The following is a 25,152-nucleotide window of genomic DNA, read 5'->3' on the forward strand; positions in this document are numbered from 1 at the left end:
TGCGACAGGCCAGCCGAGATTGAAACCAAATTCTACTTTGAGCCGTTGTCTCCCGCGAAAAATGGCTTGGAGCGACGCTATGGAACGGAAACGGACCAGGGAGCCGGCGGACGCATGGCATATGACCGACGACCTTCATGTCGAGCACGGCAAGGGCGACCCCTTCGCGGCGGCCATCCGCGCCACGCGCATGTCGATGATCATTACCGATCCGCGCCGGCAGGACAATCCGATCGTCTTTGCAAACGACGCCTTCCTGCGCCTGACGGGTTATGAGCGCGACGAGGTTCTCGGCAGGAACTGCCGCTTCCTGCAGGGGCCGGAGAGCGACAAGGAAGCTATCGCTCAGATACGCGCCGCGATCGCCGATGAAACCGACATCAGTGTCGATATCCTGAATTACCGCAAGGACGGGTCGACCTTCTGGAACGCGCTCTACATAAGCCCCGTCTCCAACGACAAAGGCGAAATGCAGTTCTTCTTCGCTTCGCAACTCGATGTTTCCGACCGGAAGCTCTGGGAAAATCGCATCACCGCGGACAAGGAGCGTTTCGAAAAGGCCGTCAAGGAACGCACGGCTGAGCTCGAAGCGGCGCTTGAGGCGCAGACCACGCTGCTGCATGAGGTCGATCATCGGGTGAAGAACAATCTGCAGATGATCTCCTCGCTTATCCTCATGCAGAGCCGCACCGTCTCCGACGCGAACCTCAAGCGCTCGCTTGGCACGATGTTGGAGCGCATAGAGGCGCTCAGCACCGTGCACCGCCGGCTCTACCAGTCCAAGGATGTCAGCAAGTTCGATGTTTCCGACTTCGCCAAGGATCTCATCTCCGACCTGCTGACTGCTTCGGGACGTTCGGAAATCAACCCGACACTCGATCTCGAGCCAGTCGTCGTCCCGGCCGAGAAGGCGACGCCGGTGGCGCTGATGGTCAACGAACTCGTCACCAACGCGCTCAAGCATGCCTTCAAGGAAAGGCCCGACGGCACGAGATCGGGCAGCATCGGCATCAAGATGAGCCAGCCGGACGGCCATTTGAACATCGAGGTCTCGGATGACGGCGTCGGCATGGCGGGCGCCAATGGCGACGCCTCCTTCGGCATGCGGCTGATCAAGTCGCTTGCCCGCCAATTGCGTGCCGACATCGAGTGGCGCGATGCCGGTCCCGGCACTCGCGTTGTCATCTCGATGCCCAATGGACCACAGCACAAAGGGAACCTGTCATGATTGAACCGCTCAAGGTCCTGATCGTCGAGGACGAGGCGCTGCTGGCCATGGAGTTGGAGAGCCTGGTCGAGGACGCCGGGCACAGCGTCGTCGGCTGGGCAACATCGCTCGCCGAAGCAAAGGACATGGTCGATACCACGCAGGCCGATATCGCCTTTGTCGACATCCATCTCACCGACGGCCCGACCGGCATCGACGTTGCCGAATATATTGGCGACAGGAAGAACTCGATGGTCATTTTCATGACCGCCAACCCGAAGCGCATCCCCGACCACTTCGCCGGTGCGATCGGCGTCATCGCCAAGCCCTACACGATGAACGGGCTGACCTCTGCCCTGCGCTATTTGCAGGAAGGCGTGCGGCGCCCGCCGCCGAAATCGGAGCGCCCGGCGGGCTTCACCCTGTCGCCGGCCTTCAAGACGATCTGGGCGCCGGCGGCCTGAAGGCGATGGTCATGCCAGCTTCTGCCTGAGGAAGGCGATCGTCCTGCCCCAGGCGAGGTCGGCCGCCTTCTTGTCGTAGCGCGCCACCGAGGTGTCGTTGTTGAAGGCATGGTTGGCGCCTTCATAGACATAGACCGTGTATTCGACATGCGCGGCATCGAGTTCCTTCTTGAACGCATCGATGCCGGCATTGGTGCGCTCGTCGAGGCCGGCATAGTGCAGCAGCAACGCGGCCTTGATCTTCGAGACGTCGGCGGCCTTCGGCTGCATGCCGTAATAGGCGACGCTCGCGGCAAGGTCGGGCGCATTGACGGCCAGCATGTTGGCCGCGCCGCCGCCCCAGCAGAAGCCGATGGCGCCGACCTTGCCGTTGCCGTCCTTGTCGCCCTTGAGGAAGGCGACCGTCGCCACGCCATTGGCCACGGTCTGCGCCGGGTCGAGCTTCCCGAACATGTCGCGCGCCTTGTCCTCGTCAGTGGGCGTGCCGCCGAGCGGCGACAGGAAATCCGGCGCGAGCGCCACGAACCCTTCCAGCGCCACGCGCCGGGCGACGTCGCGGATATGCGGGTTGAGTCCCCTGTTTTCATGGATGACGACGACCGTGCCGAGCTTGCCGGCCTGGTCCGCAGGCCTGACCAGATAGCCCTTCATCTCGCCGCCGCTGCCGGGATAGGTGATGTCCTCGCCCTTCACGCGGGCATCGTTGTCGGCGACGATCGCCGCCTGGGCCGAGTTCGCCGCCAGCATCGGCGCGATCGCGGCGGCCGCCGCGCCCGATCCGGCAAGCCTGGTCAGTTGCTCCATGAAGCGGCGGCGATCCAGTGTCAGATGCGTGTATTCGTCATAGGCATCGATCATCGCCTGGGTGATGACGGGTTTGGTGGTGACGTCGGCCATGGGCTTCCCCGATCTCGTCGCGACTGCGGTGTCCTTGCCGGTCGCAAGATAGGGGCGAGCCTCTCATCGTCCAGTCACCGGAGCGTGACATCTCGCTGCCTCGCGGCCGTCGGTCGGCCGAGGATCATCACGTTTTTGTCATCGGTGACAAATCTTGATGGCGCTGCCACAATAGTGGGGGAAACTGGCTGGCCGGTCGCCCTCGGTCCTATAGGCCCGATCTGAAAGGAACAATGCCGATGACCATGCCCTCGCCGATCCTGGCAACCGCCTTCGTGGCAGCAGTGGCGGCCGTTCTGGCGATGCGCGCGGCCGTTGTCGCGGCAAGCCGCAAGTCCATGGTCAGGGTCCGCAGCCGCAAGCGCCAGCCCGCGAACTTGAAAACCCAAAGTTGATGTGAAGTCATGGACGTTCAGGACATCGTGAACACCGTCTCGCAGAAGGCCGGTCTCGACCAGGCCACGACCGAAAAGGTCGTCGGCACCATTTTCTCGGTGCTCGAGCACGAGGCCGAAGGCACCAGCGCCTCCTCCTTCTTCGCCAAGATTCCGGGCGCCGATGCGCTGGCGCAGAAATATGACGTCATGGCCGCCCCGGCCGGCGGCGGTGGCGGCTTCCTGTCGTCGCTGCAGGGCGCGCTTGGCGGCGTTCTCGGCGAAAAGGCCGGCGCGCTGGTCAACGGCCTCGCGGCGCTCAAGGCCTCCGGCCTCGACTTGGCGCAGATCCAGAAGGCTGGCGAGACGCTTGTCCAGCAGGCCGAGGCGGCCGCGGGCCCCGATCTGACCAACCAAGTGCTTGGCTCGGTGCCGAGCCTAAAGAGCCATCTGGGGCTCGGCTGATCGTCGGCTCGCCGGACCCGGTAACCCCGCCTGCCTACTTCGGCAGCGCGTAGGCCATCACGTAATCGCCCGGCTTGGTGCCCACCGAGCCGTGGCCGCCGGCGACGATGACCACGAACTGGCGTCCGTCCGCGACGGTGTAGGTCATCGGCGTCGATTGCCCTCCGGCCGGCAGCCGCGCCTGCCAGAGCTGCTTGCCTGACGTCAGGTCATAGGCGCGCAGATAGTCGTCGACCGCGGCACCCAGGAAGGCGACACCGCCGGCGGTGATCATCGGGCCGCCAATGCCGGGCACCCCGACCTTGAACGGCAACGGCAGCGGCGTCATGTCATAGACGGTGCCGTTGCGGTGCTTGTAGGCAATCGCGCCGGTGCGAAGATCGACGCCCGCGACGTAGCCCCAGGGCGGCGCCTGGCAGGGAATGCCGAGTGGCGACAGGAACGGTCCCATCACCACGGCATAGGGCGCGCCGTCATTGCGGTTCAACCCCTGCTCGCTGCCCTTGGTGTCGCCCGGCGGCGGCACGTCGGCGCGCGGCACCAGCCGCGACGTGAAGGCAAGATAGGTTGGCATCCCGAACATCACTTGCCGCACCGGATCGACCGCCACGCCACCCCAGTTGAACGTGCCGAAATTGCCGGGATAAACCAGCGATCCCTGCAGCGAAGGCGGCGTGTAGCGGCCTTCATAGCGCAATTTGTGAAGCGCGATGCGGCACGCCAGCTGGTCGAACATGGTGATGCCCCACATATCGTGCTCGGTCAGCGGCGGCGGGTTGAAGGAAAGATCGGACGCGGGCTGCGTCGGCGATGTGTGGTCGCCCTCGATGGCGCCGCCGGGCGCCGGCACTTCCTTGACCGCAATCACCGGCTCGCCGGTGCGCCGGTCGAGCACATAGAGGTCCCCTTGCTTGGTCGGCCCGACCAGCGCGGGCACCACGGAGCCGTCGGCCTTGGTGATGTCGATCAGGCTCGGCTGCGCCGGCACGTCCATGTCCCAGAGGTCATGGTGCACGGTCTGGCGCACCCATTTCAACTGCCCGGTGTTGAGGTCCAGCGCGGTGATCGAGGAGGAGAATTTCTCCACATTGGCACTGCGGCCCATGCCGAGCTGGTCCGGCGTCTGGTTGCCGAGCGGCACGTAGAGCAGGCCGAGCTTCTCGTCGGCGCTCGGCGTCGACCACATGTTGGGCGAGTTGGCGGTGTAGGTCTGGCCGGCCGGCAGCGGCGTCGTCTGGTCCGGATTGCCGGAATCCCAGTTCCACAGCAATTTGCCGCTGCTCGCATCATAGGCGCGGATGACGCCGGACGGCTCCTGCGTCGAATAATTGTCGTTGACCGCCCCGCCGACGATGATCTTGCCGCCGGCAATCAGCGGCGCCGAGGTCGAGTAGTAATAGCCCGACTTCGGATACGGCATGCCCGTCAACAGATTGAGCGTGCCGCCCTCGGCGAAGGCCGGGCAAACCTGCCCGTTGGCGGCGTCGAGCGCGATCAGCCGCGCATCCGAGGTCGGCAGGTAGACGCGCGCCGCGCAGGGCTGGCCGGCGGCGCCTGCTGCGTCGGCATAATAGGAGACGCCCCGGCAGGTCTGGTGCTGGCGGTCCTTGTCGAGCTTGATCTTGGGATCGTAGCGCCACTTCTCCTTGCCGGTCGCCGCATCGACGGCGATGGCGAAGTTGTGCGGCGTGCAGATATAGAGCGTGTCGCCCACTTTGAGCGGTGTCACCTGATAAGTGGTCTCGCCGACATCGTCGGGGCCCTTGACGTCGCCGGTGCGATAGGTCCAGGCCGGCTTCAGGTTGGCGACGTTTTCCGGCGTGATCTGGTCGAGCGGCGAATAGCGCTGGCCGAACTGCGTGCGCCCGTAATAGTGCCATTCGCCCGCAGGCACATCGCCGCCGAGATTGGCGTTGGGGATCACCTTGTCGGTGTCGAGGGCGCCGCCGATGTCCTTCGGGTCCGTGGTCATCGAATAGCCGGCCACCGCCAGCGATGCCAGCACGGCAAGGATCAAAGGGGCTCGCCCGTCCGGACCGGCAAGGCCGCGCCGCGCCCACGGCGTCAGCAGCCACAACGCCACCAGCACGATGATGCCGCCGCGGGGACCGAGTTCCCACCAGTCGAAGCCGGTTTCCCAGACCGCCCAGGCCAGCGTGCCGAGCACGATCGCCGCGTAGAGCCAGAGCGCCGTGGAACGGCGCCGGTAGAGCAGCCAGGCGGCGACCAGGAAGGCGAGACCGACGATGATGTAGTACCAACTGCCGCCCAGCGAAGCCAACCAGATGCCGCCGGCGCCAAGCGCCAGGCCTATGAGGAAGAGAATGAGGGAGGTGATGGTGACAGCCAAGATGATACTCCTTCGACTGTTGCGCGCATGGGGCGGGCAAGGGCAACCCGGCATTGCGTGTTGCCCGTGCAACTTTCTCCCGACGGCGGCGCCTGTCAAGCGTAGGTCGCGGACCCGCGGGCAGCAACCTCGTTCCGCCTGGGATTGTTCCACAACGGCGGTTCCCATATCGGTGAAGCCGCCGTATCGGGCACTTTACCGGAACAAAACGTAGACAGTTCTGGTCTTTCCCTCCCGAATCACTACATTCGGGGGAGATGTCCGGCTTTTCCGAAGACATGCCCTTTTTCGACGAACCCAATGCGCGGCCCACGGCCCCGTCGGGCATTGCCGCGCGCGCCATGGCTGCCCGCGGCGGCCAAAACAATGCGCCCGACTATCTCAGGGGCTTGAATCCCGAGCAGCGGCTGGCCGTGGAGACCACCGAAGGCCCGGTTCTGGTGCTGGCCGGCGCCGGCACGGGCAAGACGCGCGTGCTGACCACCCGCATCGCCCACATCCTTGCCACCGGCAGGGCCTTCCCCTCGCAGATCCTGGCCGTCACCTTCACCAACAAGGCCGCGCGCGAGATGAAACAGCGCATCGGCATCCTGATCGGCGAAGGCAATGTCGAGGGCATGCCGTGGCTCGGCACCTTCCACTCGATCGGGGTGAAACTGCTGCGCCGCCACGCCGAGCTTGCCGGCCTGAGATCCGACTTCACCATCCTCGATACCGACGACGTCGTGCGCTTGATCAAGCAGCTGATCCAGGCCGAGGGCCTGGACGACAAGCGCTGGCCCGCGAAACAATTCGCCCAGATGATCGACGGCTGGAAGAACAAGGGCCAGGGTCCGGCCGATATCGCCGAGGGCGATGCGCGCAGCTTCGCCAACGGCAAGGGCCGCGAGCTCTACAAGGCCTATCAGGAGCGGCTGCAGACGCTGAACGCCTGCGATTTCGGCGATTTGCTCTGCCACCCGATCCGCATCCTCCGCGCCAATCCCGATGTGCTGAAGGACTATCACCGGCGGTTCAAATACATCCTCGTCGACGAGTACCAGGACACCAACACTGCCCAATACATGTGGCTGCGTCTCTTGGCGCAAAGGCCGAGCGGATCACAACCAGCGCGAAGTGGTTCTCCGGGTGGGCGCGCTCCAAGTTTTTCCGGTGTTTCGGATAAAACGGAAGCGGCTAGCTATAGACCCGCAACTCCAGAGGACGATTCAGCAGTTTCGGCCGAAGGCCGCAAGCCCGACCGGGCGTCCGAGCCGTTGCGAGGCCCCCGCGGAGGGCCCGCGCCGGCAGGCGCGGAACAGCCCGTGAGCGAAAACAAAGTTAACATCTGCTGCGTCGGCGATGACGACCAGTCGATCTATGGCTGGCGCGGCGCCGAGGTCGACAACATCCTGCGCTTCGACAAGGATTTTCCGGGCGCCACCATCATCCGGCTGGAGCGCAACTACCGCTCGACCGCGCACATACTGGGCGCCGCCTCCCATCTCATCGCCTACAATGAGGGCCGTTTCGGCAAAACGCTGTTCACCGACCGCAACGATCCGGAGGACGGCAAGGTCAACGTCCACGCCGCCTGGGATTCGGAGGAGGAAGCCCGCGCCATCGGCGAGACCATCGAGGCCTACCAGCGCCAGAAGCACAATTTGAACGACATGGCGATCCTGGTCCGCGCGTCCTTCCAGATGCGCGCCTTCGAGGACCGCTTCATCACGCTCGGCCTTAACTACCGCGTCATCGGCGGTCCGCGTTTTTACGAGCGCATGGAAATCCGCGACGCGCTGGCCTTCTTCCGCGTCGTCGCCAACAGCACCGACGACCTCGCCTTCGAGCGCATCGTCAATGTGCCCAAGCGCGGCTTGGGCGAAGCGACCATCCGCCAGATCCACGACACCGCGCGCGCCTTGCGCATCCCGATGCTGGAGGCGGCGGGTACACTGGCGGAAAGCGACGAGCTGAAGCCGAAACCGCGCGCCGCGCTGCGCGAGGTCGCTGCCAATTTCGAACGCTGGCAAAAGGCGCTGGAAACCACGCCGCACACCGAACTTGCCGAGACCATTCTCGAGGAGAGCGGCTACACCGACATGTGGAAGAACGACCGCTCGGCGGAAGCCCCCGGGCGGCTTGAGAACCTGAAGGAACTGATCCGTTCGATGGAGGAGTACGAATCGCTGCGCTCCTTCCTCGAACATGTCGCGCTGGTCATGGATGCCGAGCAGAATGCCGGGCTCGATGCCGTCTCCATCATGACGCTGCATTCGGCCAAGGGCCTCGAATTCGAGACCGTCTTCCTGCCCGGCTGGGAAGAAGGCCTCTTTCCCCATCAGCGCGCACTCGACGAAGGCGGCCGCTCCGGGCTCGAGGAAGAGCGGCGGCTCGCCTATGTCGGGCTGACGCGGGCCAAGAAGAACCTGCATATCTGGTTCGTCTCCAACCGCCTCATCCACGGGCTCTGGCAATCGACCATCCCGTCGCGCTTTCTCGAGGAACTGCCGGAAGCCCATGTCGAGGTCGCCGAAGCCGGCAACTCCTATGGCGGCTACGGCAATCCCTATGGCGGCGGCTCGTTCGCATCCGGCCGTGGCGGCGGCCAGGGGGCGGGAAGACAGAACCCCTATGGCGCTTCGCGCTTCGACAATATCGGCGGCACTTCGGGCGGCGGGGAAAAATCCGGCGCCTTCTCTAACACCTATTCGACGCCGGGTTGGCAGCGTGCGCAGGCCAACCGCACCGAGGCGACCGACCGCAACTGGGGCACGCGTTCGGGCCATCAGGTCGAACGCATCGGCTATGGTGAAACAGACTCCGGCTACGGCGCCGGCCGCACCAGCGTCAAGGGCCGCACCATCGACGGTGAACTGGTCGCCAAGTCCGTCTCCGACACGCCGTCCGCCTTCAGCGTCGGCGACCGCGTCTTCCACCAGAAATTCGGCAACGGCAACATTTCAGCCATCGAGGGCAACAAGCTGACCATCGACTTCGATAAGGCCGGCCAGAAGCGCGTACTGGACGGGTTTGTGCTGCCAGTGTGAGGCTGCCAGCCTCGAAGGCTGACGTCCGGCCTCAATCCACCTTCTTCTCGCCCTTCTCCCCGGCCTTCACGATATCCCCCGTCGTAAACAGGATTTCCTTCAGTTCCACGCGCCAATCCGTCTTCTGGCGCAGCAGGAATTCGAGGTCCATGCCGAAATGCTTGAACTCCTCGCTCTGTGCGTTCTTCATGATCGCCTTGGCCTGCGGGTTCTTCTCGACCGACATGCGCTGTTCGTACCAGCTGATCGCTTCCGCCTCCTCGATCAGCGAGGTGATCATGCGGGCAAAGGTCCGCACTTCCTGCGACAGCTCTTCCGGCGGTTCGTGGTACTGGTCGAAACCCATGTCGTCCTCCCTCAACGGCTCGCGGATGGAGCCAGGCATTGGCCCGCATCCATGAATGCGTGGGACGCGCCGCAGGTTCCGAGATCACGGCCACAATTCGGGATGATGGATCCGCGAACTATCTCACGACACCGGCGCCGCGCCGCCCTCTTCGGTGCGCCGGGCGATGAACGCGTCGAGCACGCCTGACGCGGCGGCCGCCGCGGCCGGCGGCTCGAAATCGGCAAGGGTGCGCTTCCAGATGCCGGTGGCGCGTTCGGTGGCGGTCTTCGAGCCGCTTTGCGTCCAGTTGCCGAAATTCGACCAGTCGGCCACCAGCGGCTCGTAGAAGGCGGTGCGGTAGCGCGCCATGGTGTGGCCGGCCGAGAAGAAGTGGCCGCCCGGCTGCACTTCGGCGATCGCCTCGAAGCCTATTGCGTCGTCGTCACCGGGGGTCGCCGCACAAAGTTCCGCGACCGTCTGCAGCGCCTCGATGTCGGTGACCAGCTTTTCCAGGGAAACGCTCAAGCCCCCTTCCAGCCAGCCGGCCGCGTGGATGCAGACGGTGGCGCCCGACAGCACCGAGCCCCATAGCGCGAACTGCGTCTCGTGCGCGGCCTGCGCGTCCGAAATGTTGGCCGCGCTGCCGCCGCCCGAGCGCCAGGGCAGACCGGTGAAGCGCGCCAGCTGGCCTGCACCCAGTGTCGCCTTCACGTGCTCCGGCGTGCCGAAGGCCGGTGCGCCCGATTTCATGTCGACATTGGAGGAGAAGGAACCGTAGACCACCGGCGCGCCCGGCCGCACGATCTGCGCCAGCGTCAGCCCGGCCAGCGCTTCGGCATGCTGCAAGGTCAGCGCGCCGGCCACCGTGATCGGCGCCATCGCACCCGCCAGGCAGAACGGCGTGATGATCAGGACCTGGCCCGCCTTGGCGAAATCGATGATGCCTTGCGCCATCGGAATGTCGAGCTGGCGCGGCGAGTTGGTGTTGATGACGGTGTAGCAATGCGCGCCCGAGCGGAACTCGTCCTCGGACAGCCCGCGCGCCAGCCTGATCATCTCGAAACTGTCATCGACCTGCGGCGTGCCGCGCGCGAACACGAACGGAAATTTGTCCGACAGGGTCAGCTGCGCCCGGTTGACGGCATAGTGGCGGAAACGATTGTCGATGTCCTGCGGTTCGATGCATGGCCCCAGCATGTGCAAGACGTCGAAATGCTGCACCAGCTTGATCAACTCCTCGAAGGCGACCAGCGTCCCGGGCCGCCGGCCGCGCTCGAGATCGGTGACGTTGGGCGCGCCGGAGCCGGCCAGGAACGTCATCGAGCCCAGTTCGAGCGACAGGTCCCGAGAGCGCGCGCCGGCATAAGCGTGGATCGATCGCGGCGCCGAGGCTAAGGCTGCCGCCACCATGTCGCGACCGATGCGCACCATATCGGTGTCGGGGTCGACCAGGGCGCCGGCGCGGGCGAGCACCTCGCGCGCCTCGGGCAGCAGCACCTTGATGCCCAATTCTTCCAGCACGCGCAGCGCCGTGCCGTGGATCGACGCCACCTGGTCGTCGGAAAAGATCGGCTGCGGCAGGAATGGGTTCTTCAGCGACCGGTAATTGGGCTTGCGGCTTGATTCGCTGCCCGCCTCGCCCATGCGTCCCCGCCGGCGTTCGCGCCTCGTATCCCGTGCAGCGTCATCGACCATCAGAAACTCCTCCTCATTGCCGCATCGCCCTGCCTTGGGGACTGTAGGCGAAGCCGCGATGACCCGCGCCGTCCGTTCGACGCCGACAATGTGCACGCAAAGCGCCATCCCCTCCCCGGCGAAATCGTCGTCCACCAACGCCAGCGCGACGCTCTTGCCGATCGTGGTAGCCAAATCCGTCCGAGGCGCCGACAACGCCGCCCCCGATGACCACGGCGCGACAGTGCGGCTTCAACCCTCCCGGTCAGTTCGAAGCCGCCATCATATCCGTACTAGACATAAGTGCCTATTATGCCAGGGACGCTCCATGGGAGGTCACCAATTCCCGCTCTCCAGCGTTTTTTATCAGCACATGGAGATACCGGCTGACCCGTGTCGCCCTCTGTCACGCAAGCATCATGTTGACGCCTTAGATCGCTTTCGGGGAGGCACGCGCGGCATCATCGATGCGGCACCTCTTTTTCATTTTTCCTTCGGCCGCTCCGGCGTGCTTCGTCACAAAGAGGATTGTCCATGAAACACCTGCACCGAACCGCCTCGCTCGGCGTCGCGCTGGCCTTGTTCACCGCCCTCACCCCGGCGCTTGCCGATGGCGTGGCCTACATCAACAAGGGCCTTGTCGGCGTCGGCCGCATCCCGGCCGACCAGCGCGACACGTTCGGCGAGACCTTCGGCTCGGGCTCGGGCATGGCGATTGACATTTCGGGCTGGACGCATGATGCCGGCACCTACAAGGGATCGCTCTGGCTACTGCCCGACCGTGGCTACAATGTCGCCGGCACCACCGACTACCGGCCGCGCCTCAACACCATCGCCATCGAGTTCACGCCTGTTGCGCCGGGCGGGGCTCCCGCCGCCGGCCAGGAGCAGACGGGCGTCAAGGCGACGCTTGCCGACACCATGCTTCTCACAGACGACAAGGGCGCCGATGCCACCGGCCTCGATCCGCTGTCGGACGTACGCGCCGCGGCCGGCGACATGCCCATGCTGCCCGTCGCCACCAATGGCAAGCTCGCGCTCGACAATGAAGCCATCGTGCGGCTGCCGGACGGCTCGATGTTCATCTCCGACGAGTACGGCCCCAACATCTACAGGTTCTCCGCGCAAGGCCGCCTGATGTCGGCGACCCAGCCGCCTGCGGCTCTCGTGCCGATGCGCAAGGGAGCGCCGAACTTCTCCTCCGACAATCCCGGCCCGGGCGCCGCCGACCCTGATCCGAAGGATCCCGAAACCGGGCGCCAGAACAACCAGGGCCTCGAAGGCATGGCGATGACGCCGGACGGCAAGTTCCTGATCGCCGTGCTGCAGTCGGCGCCGAGGCAGGATGGCGGCGATTCACCCTCGACACGGCAGAACACGCGGGCGCTGGTCTACGATGCTTCCGACCTCGCCCATCTGAAGCTCGCGCATGAATATGTCGTGCCACTGCCGGTGTTCAAGGACGCCAAGGGCAAGACCAAAATCGCCGCGCAGAGCGAGATCGTGGCGCTTTCGGCCACGTCCTTCCTGATGCTGGCGCGCGACAGCGGCAACGGCCAGGGCCTGAAGAAGGGTGACGCTTCGCTCTACCGCCAGATCAACATCGTCGACGTCTCCGGCGCGACCGACATCGCGGGCGGCGCCTTCGATGCGGCCGACAAGCCGGTCGCGCCCAAGGGCGTGCTTGATCCCTCGGTGACGCCGGCCAAGCTGACGCCGTTCATCGACATCAACGACGCCACCGCGCTTGACCACTTCGGCCTGCACAATGGCGGCGCGAAGGACCACAACGAGCTTTCGGAGAAGTGGGAAGCGATGTCGTTGGCCAGCGTCCTCGATCCGAAGCTGCCCGACGACTATTTCCTGTTCGTCGGCAACGACAATGACTTCCTCGCCCAGGACGGCTTCCAGGTCGGCGCGCCTTACAAGGCCGATGACGGCGCCGATGTCGACACCATGTTCCTGGTCTATCAGGTCACGCTGCCAGGTCTCGGCAAGAAGTAACGATCACTGCTCAAGCGGGCGCGCCTGGCGCGTCCGCTTGAGCAGGTGGTGAAGGCCTACTTCAGGAATTCCGCGTCCTTCGGCACGCCGGCATCGATCGGCTCGGCCGTCCTGCTCGACACGGCCATGATCTTGCCGGCTGCCGACAGGTTGGGCCGCACGAAGACCTGAGCGGGCGGTCGATGATGTCCTGGTTCATAAGCGCACGCAGCCGGACGACGTTCTTGCCGATGGAATTCCATTCCGGCGTGCCTGACCGATCGACGGTCACTGCGCCTCGGCGCAGGGTGCATCTCGGTCCGGCCTGCGATATCGTCGCGGGCCAGAGTCACATTTGCCAGGTTGGCCGCCATGGACGAAAAAATGCCCGCACGCCGGCGTACCGGCGACCTGACCAGCGGCCCGATCCCGCGCACGCTGCTGCTCTTCGCCTTGCCGGTGCTCGGCTCCAACGTGCTGCAATCGCTGAACGGCTCGGTCAACGCCGTCTGGGTGGGCCGCTTCCTCGGCGAGTCGGCGCTGACCGCGACGTCCAACGCCAACCTCGTTCTGTTCCTGATCCTCGGCACGGTGTTCGGCATCGGCATGGCGGCCACAATCCTGGTGGCGCAGTCGGTCGGCGCCCGCGACCTGCCCGAGGCGCGCCGCATCGTCGGCACCAGCGCCACCTTCTTCTTCCTCGTTTCAGTGATGTTCGCGGTCTGCGGCTGGATCTGGGTCGACGCCATCCTGGGCGCGCTCGGCACGCCGGCCGACGCCTTGCCGCTCGCACGCTCCTACCTGCGCATCATCTTCGTCGCCGTGCCGATGATGAACCTTCTGTCCTTCGTCATGACCGTGCTGCGCGGTGCGGGCGATTCACGCACCCCCTTCATCTTCATGGCGCTGGCGGTCGTGCTCGACATCGTGCTCAATCCCCTGCTCATCCGCGGCATCGGCCCGTTTCCTGAACTCGGCATCGCCGGTTCCGCCACCTCGACTCTGATCGGCCAGACCGTGAGCGTCGTCGCCATCCTCGTCGTGCTCTACGCGCGCAAGCATCCGTTGCGGCTGGCCGGCGCCAATCTCGTCCTGCTGCGCCCGGATCCGGCGCTGCTGCGCATCGTCGTCTTCAAGGGCGTGCCGATGGGCCTGCAGATGATCGTCATCTCGGCGGCGGCCCTGACGGTGATGGGCATCGTCAATTCCTACGGTTCGCAGGTCGCCGCCGCCTACGGTATCGCCGCGCAGCTCTGGACCTACATCCAGATGCCGGCGCTAGCCATCGGCGCCGCGGTCTCTTCCATGGCGGCGCAGAATGTCGGCGCCGGTCGCTGGGACCGGATCGGCCGCATCGCCGCCTCCGGCGTCGGTTTCAACCTTGTCCTGACCGGCGCCCTCGTCGCGCTGCTATGGGTCTTCGACCGTTCGATCCTGAGCCTGTTCCTGAGCAGCGACAGCGCGGCGATCGATATCGCCGCGCATATCAACACGGCCGCGTCCTGGTCGTTCATCCTGTTCGGCATCACCATCGTGCTGTTCGCCACGGTGCGCGCCACGGGTGCCGTGATGCCGCCGCTGATCATCCTGGTGATCTCGGTGCTCGTCGTGCGCACCGGCTTTGCCTATTACATGCGCGGCGTGATCGGCGAGGAAGCGCTGTGGTGGAGTTTTCCGGCCGGTTCGATCACGTCTCTGATCCTGGCCGCGATCTATTACCGCTTCGGCGGCTGGCGCAGCTTGCACATGATCGAGAACAGGCCGGCTGCCGGCGAGCCGCCCGACACCGGGCTTGGCGTGCCGCGCCAGCGCGCGAACATGGCGCCTGAAACGCCGAACGGCTGATGCCGCCCGCCTTGCCGGCGTGCCTTGCCGGGCTGGCGCGGCGGCCTCAGCGCTTCTGTCTGAGCCCGAAGGCGAGCGCCACCAGCGCGAACGCGATGATCATGGCCGCGAAGGCCAGGCTCGCGGCGACAGCACTGGCATAGGTCGACACGACGCCGATGCCGATGACAGGCAAGGCGTTGCCGACAAAGCAGCAGACGAAGAAACTGGACACGACCTCGGCGCGGCGATCCCGCGGCGCGATCTCGTTCACCACTTGCAAGCCGCCGCGATAGCCGAGCGCGGCCGCCACGCCGCAGCAGGCGGTCGCCGCGATCATCAGCGCCATCGAGGCCAGCATCTGCGCCGCCACCACAAGCATGGTGCTTGGGATCATCAAGGCCAGCGCGGCCAGCATCGCCTTGCTGCTCCCCATCCGCGCCAGCGCCACGATGCTGATTGCCGCGACCATCGCCAGTTCGAAGAACAGCGCACCGGCCACGGCGTGGTTGGCCTCATGCAGTTGCTGCGCCAGAATGCTCGGCGCCACCGCCGCATAGAAGCCGACCAACGCCATCGCGCCAAAGCCGGTCACCGCCGGCGCCACGAAGCGCGAACGGATCTGCGTCGGCACGGAAAGCCGCGGCCGCATGGAGACCTTGCCAAGGCCGCCTGGCTTCATCACCGTTTCGCGCGTGCGCCAGACCATGATCGTCACCACCGCGAGCGTCGCCAGGTAGACAATGAAGACCAGACGCAATGGCCACGGCTCGTATTGGGCCAGCAGCCCCGAAACAAGCGCCCCGAAACCGAGGCCGAGAAAGTTGGTGCTGGTGGCGATGACGCTGGCGCGCGACCTGCCGGCCTCTGGAAGAAGCTCGGCGATCCACGCGGTTCCCGTCCCGGCGCCCACGCCGATGCCAAGTCCGCTCAGGATCCGCGCAACATCGAGCGACGCGACATTGCCGGCAAACAGGAACACAACCGCGCTGATGACGGCGACGATCATGGCTGCAAGCGCCGCCGGCCGGCGCCCGACGACATCCGAAACGCTGCCGAACACCAGCAGGGCGCCGAGATTGCCGACGACATAGACCGCGTAGATCAGCGTCAAGGTGATTTGCGAAAAGCCGAATTGCTGCTTGTAGACGATATAGAGAGGCGTCAGCACCGTGCTGCCGGCAAACAGCACCGCGATCATCGCCGCGACAGTCGGGATCGCGAGGACGTCGCTGCCGGCTTCGTTCTGAGTTTGCGTCAGATCGCGAAAGGCCATGGCCAACCTCGTCACCAGGTTCAGGGGTCGCGACGTTAACGCCTCCTCACCGCCGACGTTCCGGTCGGCGGTGAGGCTCCTGACACCATGGTGGGCGTTGCCCGGCCAGGCAAGCCGATGATCACGGCATCCCTGCCGTATTGCAGGAGAAACCGGACGCGATCTTGCATTTGCCGGGACGCGGCGTGTGCGGCGGGCGCACGACGATAACCGGCGGATGCACGACTTGGTCACGCATGGAAGTTTCCCCTGATATAGTTGAGGAATTTTGCGTACGCCGTTTATCGGCATGCCAACATCCGCTAACGATTTACTATCTTTCGGCAATTCGTCGCGGACCGAGGTGGTGATCATGGGCAAGGGCAGGGTCGAGGCATTCACCGACGGCGTGGTGGCGATCATCATCACCATCATGGTGCTGGACTTGAAGGTTCCGGAAGGCGAGGATTTTTCGGCGCTGCTGCCGCAGTGGCCGGTCTTCCTGTGCTACGTGCTTTCGTTCATCAATGTCGGCATCTACTGGAACAATCTGCACAACATGTTCCATACCGTGCAGCGTGTCGACGGCCGCGTGCTGTGGGCGAACCTGCATCTGCTGTTCTGGTTGTCCCTGATGCCGGTGACGACCGCCTTCATGGGCGAGAACCATTTCGCCGCGGTTCCGGTCGCGGTCTATGGTTTTGACCTTGTAATGTGTGCGACCGCCTACAGCATCCTGGTCATTGCGCTGCATCGGCTGCATGGGCCGGACACCGCATTCGCCAAGGCAATCGGCCGCGATCGCAAGGGAAGGATTTCGCTCGCCGTCTACATAGCGGCCGTTGGGCTGACCTTCCTCGACCGGTGGATCGGCGTGGCGCTCTATGTCGCCGTCGCCCTGATCTGGCTGGTGCCGGACACGCGCTTTGCGCGGGTGATCGAAAAATAGCCATCTGCCTGACGCAATCCGAGAGGGCAAACCGCTTCACACGTTTCGTGGAATTGCCTAACCGCGCATCGCCTTCAGCTTTTCCGCCACCGAAGCGGCCAGATCGGCGTAGCGCTCTTCCAGCCGCTCCGCCACCTTGATGATCGAGAAATCATGGCCGAACTTTTCCAGCGCCATGCGCAGTTTCTCGACGAACTCGGCCTGTTGCTCGAGCGCCGAAAACAGAGTCTTCACCTGGGCTTCGCTGATATCGGGATTGGCCAGCATCTGCGGCACCTCGCGCCCCATCCGGTCGCCGGTGGCGGTCTGTTCCTTCAGAATTGCAACCCAATCCGTCAATCGGAAATCTCCTTTTTGGCGTCGTAGCATGCGCAGCCCCGACCGGGCCGGTCAACCCGACAAGCCCGACGGAGGCTTGCGCAGGCCCGTTCCGGCGCTAAGTTCGGCGCCATCAAAAAAGGAAACCATCGCCGATGATCGCCGACACCGAGATCCAGACCGCCCTGCCAGCGCTTGCCCCTGGCAACACCGCCGTCATTACCGGCGCCGCCAGCGGCATCGGCCTTGCCGCGGCCAAACGGCTGGCGCTGATGGGCATGAAGATCGTGCTGGCCGACATTGGCGGGCCGCGCCTCGACGATGCCGCGCGGGCCGTCTCCGCGATTGCCGGTGACGACGCCGTGCTTGCCGTCGCATCGGACGTTTCGAAGGCCGATGAGGTCGATCGCCTCGCCGACCGGGCATTCGGCGCCTTCGGCGAGGTCTCGCTGCTGATGAACAATGCCGGTGCCGGCGACAACCCCGGAAAGCCCTGGGAAAACCGCGACGGCTGGAAGCGGCTGCTCGACATCAATTTCTGGGGCGTGGTGCATGGCGTCGAAGCTTTCGCGCCGCGCATGCTGGCGTCGGCCAAGCCGGGCCTGATCGTCAACACCGGCTCCAAGCAAGGCATCACCACACCGCCCGGCAACCTCGCCTACAACGTTTCCAAGGCTGGCGTGAAAACCTTTACCGAGGGCTTGGCGCATGCGCTGCGCAATGAACCCGGCGCCCGCCTGTCGGCGCATCTGCTCATCCCCGGCTTCACCTATACCGGCCTGACCGAGGGCGCGACCGAAAAGCCGGCGGGAGCGTGGACGGGCGAACAGGTGATCGATTTCATGCTGGAATCGCTGGTCGGGGGCGACTTCTATATCCTGTGTCCCGACAATGAGACGGCGCGACCCATGGACGAAAAGCGCATGGCCTGGGCGATCGGCGACATCATCGAAAACCGCCCTGCCCTGTCGCGCTGGCACCCCGGCCACAAGGATGCATTCGCGGCGTTCATGAAGCGATGAGCATGTCCCGAACATGGCCGCTGTGCGGATCACATAACTCGAACACCGGCGGAACACTCGGGATTGACCGCGGGTTCAGCCGCTGGCGCTTCGTGCCGCCTCTTTTTTCGGTTTGCGTTTTGCCGCCACGACTTTCTTTGCGGCCATGGTCGCGACTTTGTCGTCATGCCGCTTCGCCGCGACCTCGCATTTGGCGCGGATCTCCTGGACCTCGGCTTCAGTCAGGTGCTCGATGCCGATGAAGGTGTTTTTGGCCTCGCTGACCCGTATCAACTCGTCGAGCTTGGCCTGGATCGCGGCGCCGTCCCGATTCTGGGTGTTTTGGATGAGAAACACCATCAGGAAGGTGATGATCGTGGTTCCGGTGTTGATCACCAGCTGCCAGGTGTCGGAAAAATTGAAGAACGGCCCGCTCACCGCCCAGACGATAACGATCAGGCAACACACCGCAAATGTCAGCGGTAGGCCGGTGAGATGGGCGATCTGGTTGGCGAATTTGGTGAAAAGCTTCTCGATCATGTGGTCCCTCAAAACAGCGCCGCGTCATGCGGTCCGCCGGAAGAAACAACCAGCAGCCATTTCGGGTTCCCGCCGGTAAAAATACGGCCCACGCAATCGAATGCACGCAAAGCGCGCATCTGGAACAAAACACACCTTATCGGTTTAAGGCCATTGTAGCCGTGCAGGCAAAGAGCCTGTTCCTTCCGCTTCACAGCGGTTTACCTCCAGCCCCTTCCGCTGCGCCACCCCCGCATGGCGGAAGGGGTTTCATTCCGTCAGACGGCGTCGTTTTCCCAGCGGTCGAGGAAAGCCTCGATCGGCATTGCCTGCATGTCGGGAACCGCCCTGGCGAGTTTCTCGACGGGCCAGTCCCACCAGGCGAGAGCTTCGATGCGTGCCGCTATTTCAGGGGCAAAGCGCTGCTTGAGCGGCTTCGCCGGCACGCCGGCAACGATCGTGTAGGACGGTACGTCCCGCGTCACCACCGCATTGGCGCCGATGACCGCACCATTGCCAATGGCGATCCCGGGCAAGATGACCGCGCCATGGCCGATCCACACATCATGGCCGATGGTCACGGCCTTCGACCGCCGCCGGTCGCGGAACGCGGCATCGACGCCCAGCCAGCGGAAATACTCGTTCGGCCGGTAGCTGACCTTGTGCTGGGTCAGCCGCTCGATCGGATGCTCCAGCGCATTGATGCGGCTGTTGGCGGCGATCGAGCAGAATTTGCCGATCGTCGTGTAGATCGCCTCGGCATGGCGTTCGAAATAGGAGAAATCGCCGACGATGACCTCGCGCAGCACGACGCGTTCGCCGATCGCGGCGTAGCGGCCAAGCTTGCAGCCCTTCATCTCAGCGGTTGGATGAATGCGCGGCTCGGGATCTTTCGCAACGAGATCTTCAGAACGGTCCATGCCGGCGGCTTTACGTCAGACCGATTGGTCCCGCAAGCGGGGCCAATCGCCAGCCAGAACAGGACAGGGTAGAGTTCGACCCGCCTATTTCGGCTTGCCGTTGCTCCACACCACATTCTGGCCATAGAGCGGCACCGTCGTAACCGACATCTTGGCCGAGCCGTTCTGGACTTGGCGCGAATGCGACAGATAGATCAAGGTCTCGTTGGCCTTGTCGTAGATGCGGTTCACCACCTGCTTCTTCCAGATCAGGCTGATGCCTTGTTTGAAAACCTCCTCGCCGCCTTCGCTCGTATCAATATCCCCGATGGTGATCGGACCGGTCTGACGGCAGGAGATCGAGGAATCACTGGGATCCTCGAACCAGTTGCCCTTGTGCAAGCGGTCGATGACACTGCGATCGAAATAGGAAACGTGGCAGGTCACGCCCTCCACTTTCGGATCCTTGATCGCCTCGACGATGATGTCGTTGCCGATCCAGTCGACGCCGACCTTGCCGACTTCCTCGGCGATGGCGCTACCGGCGGCAAGCACGACACACGCGGCCAAGGCACCGCCGATTAGTTTTCGCCCAATCAAGCCTCGTCCGATAAATTCTGGCCCAGTCAATCCCGGCAAAGAATCCTCCTGCGGTTCGGGTTGCCGGGGTCTCAGGTGGGGCCAAGGCTGACACATTGCAAGCCGGAAGGTCGGATCAAACCGCAGGCATCCGCCATAGCCGGTTGCGTCAACGCGGCATCTTTGCGTGTACCCCGTCGAACCGCTAAGACTGTGGCCTACAACGGGTGCATGGTTCTGGCCGGCGCGCCGTGACATTACGGACGGACTTTTTTGATGATGCGTTCTATCCTAGTCGGCATTCTCATTCTGATGGCGGCCGGCATCGGCTGGCTGACTTTCGACTGGTATCGCGGTCACTATGGCGGCGAACCGTTCGGCGCGCCCTTTACCCTGGTCGACCAGAAAGGCGCACCGATCACCGAAGCCGCTTTCCGGGGGCAGCCCAGCGTCGTCTTTTTCGGCTTCACCCACTGCCCCGAAGTTTGCCCGACCACGCTGTTCGAACTCTCCGGCTGGCTGAAGACGCTCGGCGACGATGGCAAGAACCTGCATGCCTATTTCGTATCGGTCGATCCGGAGCGCGATACGCCGCCGGTGATGGACGCCTATGTCAGCAATTTCTCCGACCGCATCACCGGCATTACCGGCGATCCGGACAAGGTCCATGCCATGGCCAAGGCGTTCGGCATCTATTGGAAGAAGGTCGACACCGGCGACGGCGACTACACCATGGACCACACCGCCTCGGTCCTGCTGCTCAACGCCAAGGGCGACTTCGCGGGCACGATCGCCTATGGCGAGAATGCCAGCACCGCCGTGGAGAAGCTGAAACGCCTCGCCGCGAAGGGCTGACAAGAATTCACATGACCCAGACGCGGCTCCATTTCACCACCGGAAAGATCGAGGCCGAGCGCATCTTCGCGGCGCTCGAAACGGCCTTCGAGGATGAGGGCCTGCCGATCGCCGTGCTGGAGGTGGACGAAGAGGCCGACATCCACGAGGTCTCGCTCTACGCCGATGGCGACGTCGAAGCGGTCGAGGCGCGGCTGAAGGATGTTCTCGCAGGCCTGGCTTTGTCGAGACCGGTCGAGCGCGAGGCGTTGCCCGACATCGACTGGGTGGCACGGTCCCTGGAAGGGTTGAAGCCGGTGCGCGCCGGCCGTTTCTTCGTCCACGGCGCGCATGACAGCAGGAAGCGCCACAGCGGCGAACTCGCCATCGAGATCGAAGCGGGCCTTGCCTTCGGCACCGGCCACCACGGCACCACCGCGGGCTGCCTCGAAATGCTGGAGAAAGTCGTGCGGCGCGAGCACCCGCGCAACGCGCTCGACCTCGGTACCGGCAGTGCGGTGCTGGCGATCGCCGTCGCCAAGCTGGCACATATTCCGGTGCTGGCCACCGACATCGATCCGGTCGCGGTCAAGGTTGCCGCCGCCAATGCGCGTCTGAATCACGTCAAAGGCCTGATCGAGACGGTGACCGCGCCTGGCTTTCACCACCCGATCTTTGCCAGGCGCGCGCCCTTCGACCTCATCGTCGCCAACATATTGGCGCGGCCGCTGATGCGGCTGGCACCGCAAATGGCAGGGCATATCACGCTTGGCGGCTCGATCGTGCTGTCGGGCATCCTCGACCGCCAGCGCGACGCTGTGATCTCGGCCTATGTCGGCCAGAACTTCCGCCACGTCAGTACCTTGCACCGCGAAGGCTGGGTGACTATCCATCTCAAGCACTGAGGCCGGCAAGGCGGTTGCCGGCCCTCAACGGTCCCGGTTGCTGGACTTCGATGCGGGTCGGCAAGAGAATGCCGCCGCCTCCTTCATTCATGGCTGGACCAGCCTCATTTGGTTGTCACCCGGCGGACGCTGTAGCAATTTGCACCAGCCGGAAAATCGATTCCGCTTTCCAGGCCCATAGGTTACGGTCGAGCGGATACCAAGGAGGCCCATCATGTTCCAGAGCTTCGATTCCGCGGGCGATCCGGCGGTCGGCAAGCCGCGCGTGGCGCTGCTGCGCCAGTGGCTGGGCGCCAATGGCCTCGACGGCTTCATCGTTCCGCGCGCCGACGAGCACCAGGGCGAATACGTCGCCGACCGGTCGGCACGGCTGAAATGGCTGACCGGCTTCAGCGGCTCGGCCGGTGTCGCCATCGTGCTGCGCGACCGCGCCTTCGTCTTTGTCGACGGGCGCTATACGCTGCAGGTGCGCAATGAGGTCGATCTCGACATCTTTTCGATCGAAAGTCTGGTCGACAATCCGCCCGCCGTCTGGCTCAAGGACAACATCGGCAAGGGCGTGCGCCTGGGCTTCGATCCCTGGCTGCACACGATCGGCGAGGTCAAGGCGCTGCAGGCCTCCGCCGACAAGACCGGCGCGGTGCTGGTGCCACTCGACAGGAACCCGATCGACATCATCTGGAAGGATCAGCCCGCCGCACCCGTGACCCCGATCGAGCTTCATCCGATCGGCTTTGCCGGCGAACTCGCCAAGGACAAGCTGGCGCGGCTGGCGACGGCGATCGGCAAGGACGGCGCCACCAATGCGGTGCTGACCGACCCATCGTCCATCGCCTGGGCCTTCAACATCCGTGGCGGTGACGTGCCGCACACGCCGCTGGCGCTCGGCTTCGCCATACTCGCCGCCGACGGGTCGCACCAGCTTTTCATGGATCGGCGCAAGTTCTCGCGCCAGGTGGCGGCCTACCTCACCCAACTCGCCGATCCGCATGAGCCCGGGGAGTTCGAAGCGGCGATCGCCGCACTTGCGAAAAGCGGCGCGAAAATCGCGCTCGATCCGGTGCTGGCCGCCGACCGGCTGCGCACGCTGGTCGAGGACAATGGCGGCACGGTGATTGCCGCGCCCGACCCTGCCCGCATTCCGCGCGCCACCAAGAACCAGGCCGAGATCAACGGCTCGCGCGCCGCGCATCGCCGCGACGGCGCGGCGGTGGCCAAGCTGTTGTGCTGGCTGGAGCGCCAGAAACCCGGCTCACTCGACGAAATCGCGGTTGTCACCAGGCTCGAAGAAACCCGCCGGCAGACCGGCGAGGAAACGCAGATGCCGCTGCGCGACGTCTCTTTCGACACCATTTCGGGCGCCGGCCCGAACGGCGCCATCATGCATTACCGCGTCTCGCGCGCCACCAGCCGCAAGCTCCAGGCCGGTGAGCTGTTCCTGCTCGATTCCGGTGCGCAGTACCAGGACGGCACCACGGACATCACCCGCACCGTGCCGATCGGCCAGCCGACCGAAGAGATGCGCGAGCGCTTCACGCTGGTGCTGAAAGGCATGATCGGCATTTCCACGCTGCGCTTCCCCCCCGGCACGCGCGGCTCGGAGATCGACGCCGTCGCCCGCATCGCGCTGTGGAGGCATGGCTGCGATTTCGCCCATGGCACCGGCCACGGTGTCGGCTCATACCTGGCCGTGCATGAGGGTCCGCAGCGTATCGCCCGCACCGGCACCGAAAAGCTGCTCGAAGGCATGATGCTGTCGAACGAACCCGGCTACTACAAGGAAGGCGCCTACGGCATCCGCATCGAGAACCTCATCCTGGTAACGCCGGCCGAACAGATCGAGGGCGGCGACATCGCTATGCACGGTTTCGAGACGCTGACGCTGGCCCCGATCGACGTCAGGCTGGTGCGATCGGATCTGCTGACGCGAGACGAATTGCACTGGCTCGACGCCTACCACGCCCGCGTGCTGGCCGAGATCGGTCCGATGCTCGACGGCGAAACGCTGGCCTGGCTCGAAAAGGCAACGGCACCGCTGCCGCACGATGCGAAGATTTGATTTTCTGAAGCGCTGAAGGGCGTGTCGAGGTTCAGGCCAGGCCGGTTCGAAAACGGTTGATACGGAGAACCGGATTGGAGCACCGAAGCGCAGCTATCAGCCGTCTGCGGGCCGGAATCGCCTGGATATCGATACGCCCTACCCGACGAACTGCCGCGCTACGATCAACACCGCCGCGCCCGCCAGAAACATCGCCATCAGCCCGCCACGCAGCGCCACCAGCGCGGAGACGACCAGCGCTGCCCACTCCGCCGGGCCTGCGCCGAGCGCCGCCGGCGCCACCAGCGTCGTCAGCACCGCCGCAGGCACGGCGTTGAGCCCGGCCTCGACCCGCGGATGGATGTGATCGAAACGCGAGATGACCAGATGCCCGCCAATACGGGTGAGATAGGTGGCGATGGCGCCGGCGATGATGATCCAGAAGGTCGTGCTCATGGCCTTGTCTCCACACCGCTGTGATGCGGCGGCAGGACGACGGCGAGCAACACACCGGCGATGGCGCCGATCGAAACGTGCCAGGGCGAACCCACTGTCTTGTAGGCGATGATCGAGGCGCAGGCACTGGCGACGACCACCGGCAGCCACAGCGGCCGCTTGCGGAAGCCCATCACCAGGCCAAGGAAATAGATCGGCAGCAGGAAATCGATGCCCAGGGCATGGGGATCGGGAATGAGCTTTCCAAACAGCGCGCCGAGCGCGCTTTCGATGGTCCAGAATACATAGACCGGCAGCCCAAGTCCCAGATACCAGGCAAAGCCGACGGTCTGGCCCGACTGGGCCCTGGCTTCGGCGACGGCGAATTGCGGATCGGTGAGGATGAAGAAACCGAGCGCCTGCTGCACCCCGGACCAGTGCGCGATGCGCCGGCCAATGCCGGCGGAATAGAGCACGTGGCGGAAATTGACGGCGAAGATCGACAGCACGATCAGCCACGGCGCGACATGCTGGCCGAACAGTTCTATGCCGACCATCTGGCTGGCGCCGCCGAAGATCAGCGCGCTCATCAGGAAGGCTTCGAAAACGGAAAAGCCGTTGTCGACGGCGATCGCGCCGAACAACAGCCCGAACGGCGCCGCCGCCACCACGACCGGCATGGAGAGCCGTACGCCTTGCCAGAAATCGCTTTTCGCGCCGTTCTCGGAAATTGCTTGCGCCGACATATCTCTCCCCGGTCAGAGGGCTGATGTAGGAAGCACTGCCCGGCTTGTCACACGAATTCGCTTGAGCCAAACGATCAGC

General features: G+C 64.6%; 25 protein-coding genes. 12 read left to right on the plus strand and 13 right to left on the minus strand.

Annotated features, from left to right (window positions below; translation table 11 throughout):
• The first annotated feature begins 121 nt into the window (after nucleotides 1-121).
• Both LB524_RS01585 and LB524_RS01590 read left to right on the plus strand, forming a co-directional pair.
• The gene (locus tag LB524_RS01585) at nucleotides 122-1,228 is read left to right on the plus strand and encodes a sensor histidine kinase (protein ID WP_167331122.1); all 1,107 of its coding nucleotides are present in this window, start codon (nucleotides 122-124) and stop codon (nucleotides 1,226-1,228) included.
• Nucleotides 1,225-1,671, plus strand: coding sequence for a response regulator (locus LB524_RS01590; protein WP_015317245.1), 447 nt, complete (start codon nucleotides 1,225-1,227; stop codon nucleotides 1,669-1,671). Before LB524_RS01585 ends, LB524_RS01590 begins: the two co-directional genes overlap by 4 nt.
• Nucleotides 1,672-1,680: 9 nt before the next feature.
• Here the strand turns inward: LB524_RS01590 and LB524_RS01595 are convergent, their stop codons facing one another.
• On the minus strand, nucleotides 1,681-2,568 hold the full coding sequence (locus LB524_RS01595) for a dienelactone hydrolase family protein (RefSeq protein ID WP_224523291.1): 888 nt from the start codon (nucleotides 2,566-2,568) through the stop codon (nucleotides 1,681-1,683).
• Between the two features lie 233 nt (nucleotides 2,569-2,801).
• Between LB524_RS01595 and LB524_RS01600 the strand changes: the two genes are divergently transcribed.
• Both LB524_RS01600 and LB524_RS01605 read left to right on the plus strand, forming a co-directional pair.
• Nucleotides 2,802-2,963 carry a hypothetical protein gene (locus tag LB524_RS01600; protein WP_181171126.1) on the plus strand — a complete coding sequence of 54 codons (162 nt, stop codon included), beginning with the start codon at nucleotides 2,802-2,804 and terminating at the stop codon, nucleotides 2,961-2,963.
• A 9-nt stretch (nucleotides 2,964-2,972) separates the two neighbouring features.
• Nucleotides 2,973-3,407: a hypothetical protein gene (locus tag LB524_RS01605; protein WP_015317242.1), complete on the plus strand. Its 435-nt coding sequence runs from the start codon at nucleotides 2,973-2,975 to the stop codon at nucleotides 3,405-3,407.
• A gap of 34 nt (nucleotides 3,408-3,441) precedes the next feature.
• Here LB524_RS01605 and LB524_RS01610 read toward each other — a convergent pair whose 3' ends face one another.
• Nucleotides 3,442-5,757, minus strand: a complete 2,316-nt coding sequence (locus tag LB524_RS01610; protein ID WP_318012209.1) for a glucose/quinate/shikimate family membrane-bound PQQ-dependent dehydrogenase — start codon at nucleotides 5,755-5,757, stop codon at nucleotides 3,442-3,444.
• Between the two features lie 257 nt (nucleotides 5,758-6,014).
• Between LB524_RS01610 and LB524_RS01615 the strand changes: the two genes are divergently transcribed.
• Entirely contained in the window at nucleotides 6,015-8,786 is a 2,772-nt protein-coding gene (locus LB524_RS01615; protein WP_224523293.1) for an ATP-dependent helicase, read from the plus strand.
• A gap of 31 nt (nucleotides 8,787-8,817) precedes the next feature.
• Here the strand turns inward: LB524_RS01615 and LB524_RS01620 are convergent, their stop codons facing one another.
• Complete coding sequence (locus LB524_RS01620; RefSeq protein WP_140661187.1) at nucleotides 8,818-9,132, minus strand: hypothetical protein; 315 nt, start codon at nucleotides 9,130-9,132, stop codon at nucleotides 8,818-8,820.
• Nucleotides 9,133-9,255: 123 nt separating this feature from the next.
• Nucleotides 9,256-10,809 carry a trimethylamine methyltransferase family protein gene (locus LB524_RS01625; RefSeq protein WP_224523473.1) on the minus strand — a complete coding sequence of 518 codons (1,554 nt, stop codon included), beginning with the start codon at nucleotides 10,807-10,809 and terminating at the stop codon, nucleotides 9,256-9,258.
• Nucleotides 10,810-11,322: 513 nt separating this feature from the next.
• Here LB524_RS01625 and LB524_RS01630 point away from each other — a divergent pair.
• On the plus strand, nucleotides 11,323-12,792 hold the full coding sequence (locus LB524_RS01630; protein WP_224523294.1) for an esterase-like activity of phytase family protein: 1,470 nt from the start codon (nucleotides 11,323-11,325) through the stop codon (nucleotides 12,790-12,792).
• Between the two features lie 56 nt (nucleotides 12,793-12,848).
• Here the strand turns inward: LB524_RS01630 and LB524_RS01635 are convergent, their stop codons facing one another.
• Nucleotides 12,849-13,145: a hypothetical protein gene (locus LB524_RS01635; protein ID WP_224523296.1), complete on the minus strand. Its 297-nt coding sequence runs from the start codon at nucleotides 13,143-13,145 to the stop codon at nucleotides 12,849-12,851.
• On the opposite strand from LB524_RS01635, the gene LB524_RS01640 reads away from it, so the two are divergent.
• Complete coding sequence (locus LB524_RS01640; RefSeq protein WP_411909891.1) at nucleotides 13,144-14,616, plus strand: MATE family efflux transporter; 1,473 nt, start codon at nucleotides 13,144-13,146, stop codon at nucleotides 14,614-14,616. The genes LB524_RS01635 and LB524_RS01640 overlap by 2 nt on opposite strands.
• Nucleotides 14,617-14,662: 46 nt before the next feature.
• Here LB524_RS01640 and LB524_RS01645 read toward each other — a convergent pair whose 3' ends face one another.
• Nucleotides 14,663-15,871, minus strand: coding sequence for an MFS transporter (locus tag LB524_RS01645; protein ID WP_224523300.1), 1,209 nt, complete (start codon nucleotides 15,869-15,871; stop codon nucleotides 14,663-14,665).
• Between the two features lie 352 nt (nucleotides 15,872-16,223).
• Between LB524_RS01645 and LB524_RS01650 the strand changes: the two genes are divergently transcribed.
• On the plus strand, nucleotides 16,224-16,799 hold the full coding sequence (locus LB524_RS01650) for a TMEM175 family protein (RefSeq protein ID WP_140615661.1): 576 nt from the start codon (nucleotides 16,224-16,226) through the stop codon (nucleotides 16,797-16,799).
• Between the two features lie 57 nt (nucleotides 16,800-16,856).
• Here the strand turns inward: LB524_RS01650 and LB524_RS01655 are convergent, their stop codons facing one another.
• Nucleotides 16,857-17,138 carry a hypothetical protein gene (locus LB524_RS01655; RefSeq protein WP_140615659.1) on the minus strand — a complete coding sequence of 94 codons (282 nt, stop codon included), beginning with the start codon at nucleotides 17,136-17,138 and terminating at the stop codon, nucleotides 16,857-16,859.
• Nucleotides 17,139-17,272: 134 nt separating this feature from the next.
• Between LB524_RS01655 and LB524_RS01660 the strand changes: the two genes are divergently transcribed.
• Nucleotides 17,273-18,139 carry an SDR family NAD(P)-dependent oxidoreductase gene (locus tag LB524_RS01660; protein WP_224523309.1) on the plus strand — a complete coding sequence of 289 codons (867 nt, stop codon included), beginning with the start codon at nucleotides 17,273-17,275 and terminating at the stop codon, nucleotides 18,137-18,139.
• A 75-nt stretch (nucleotides 18,140-18,214) separates the two neighbouring features.
• Here LB524_RS01660 and LB524_RS01665 read toward each other — a convergent pair whose 3' ends face one another.
• The 4 genes from LB524_RS01665 to LB524_RS01680 form a co-directional block, all read right to left on the minus strand.
• Nucleotides 18,215-18,658 (minus strand): low affinity iron permease family protein, encoded by a 444-nt coding sequence (locus LB524_RS01665; protein WP_224523310.1) that lies wholly within the window; start codon nucleotides 18,656-18,658, stop codon nucleotides 18,215-18,217.
• 8 nt (nucleotides 18,659-18,666) lie between these two features.
• Nucleotides 18,667-18,852, minus strand: a complete 186-nt coding sequence (locus tag LB524_RS01670) for a hypothetical protein (RefSeq protein ID WP_224523311.1) — start codon at nucleotides 18,850-18,852, stop codon at nucleotides 18,667-18,669.
• Between the two features lie 63 nt (nucleotides 18,853-18,915).
• A complete protein-coding gene (locus tag LB524_RS01675; protein WP_224523312.1) occupies nucleotides 18,916-19,557 on the minus strand; it encodes a DapH/DapD/GlmU-related protein in 642 nt (213 codons plus the stop codon).
• A gap of 84 nt (nucleotides 19,558-19,641) precedes the next feature.
• A complete protein-coding gene (locus tag LB524_RS01680) occupies nucleotides 19,642-20,106 on the minus strand; it encodes a CreA family protein (protein WP_224523313.1) in 465 nt (154 codons plus the stop codon).
• 285 nt (nucleotides 20,107-20,391) lie between these two features.
• On the opposite strand from LB524_RS01680, the gene LB524_RS01685 reads away from it, so the two are divergent.
• The 3 genes from LB524_RS01685 (at nucleotide 20,392) to LB524_RS01695 (ending at nucleotide 23,913) form a co-directional block, all read left to right on the plus strand.
• The gene (locus tag LB524_RS01685; protein WP_140615653.1) at nucleotides 20,392-20,970 is read left to right on the plus strand and encodes an SCO family protein; all 579 of its coding nucleotides are present in this window, start codon (nucleotides 20,392-20,394) and stop codon (nucleotides 20,968-20,970) included.
• Nucleotides 20,971-20,981: 11 nt separating this feature from the next.
• Nucleotides 20,982-21,854 carry a 50S ribosomal protein L11 methyltransferase gene (locus LB524_RS01690; RefSeq protein WP_224523314.1) on the plus strand — a complete coding sequence of 291 codons (873 nt, stop codon included), beginning with the start codon at nucleotides 20,982-20,984 and terminating at the stop codon, nucleotides 21,852-21,854.
• A gap of 214 nt (nucleotides 21,855-22,068) precedes the next feature.
• Nucleotides 22,069-23,913: an aminopeptidase P family protein gene (locus LB524_RS01695; protein WP_224523315.1), complete on the plus strand. Its 1,845-nt coding sequence runs from the start codon at nucleotides 22,069-22,071 to the stop codon at nucleotides 23,911-23,913.
• Nucleotides 23,914-24,051: 138 nt separating this feature from the next.
• Here LB524_RS01695 and LB524_RS01700 read toward each other — a convergent pair whose 3' ends face one another.
• Complete coding sequence (locus LB524_RS01700; RefSeq protein WP_023769676.1) at nucleotides 24,052-24,348, minus strand: AzlD family protein; 297 nt, start codon at nucleotides 24,346-24,348, stop codon at nucleotides 24,052-24,054.
• Entirely contained in the window at nucleotides 24,345-25,073 is a 729-nt protein-coding gene (locus LB524_RS01705; protein WP_140726132.1) for an AzlC family ABC transporter permease, read from the minus strand. Before LB524_RS01705 ends, LB524_RS01700 begins: the two co-directional genes overlap by 4 nt.
• Nucleotides 25,074-25,152 lie beyond the last annotated feature (79 nt).

Source organism: Mesorhizobium sp. ESP6-5 (genome assembly GCF_020164695.1).
GTDB lineage: Bacteria > Pseudomonadota > Alphaproteobacteria > Rhizobiales > Rhizobiaceae > Mesorhizobium > Mesorhizobium australicum.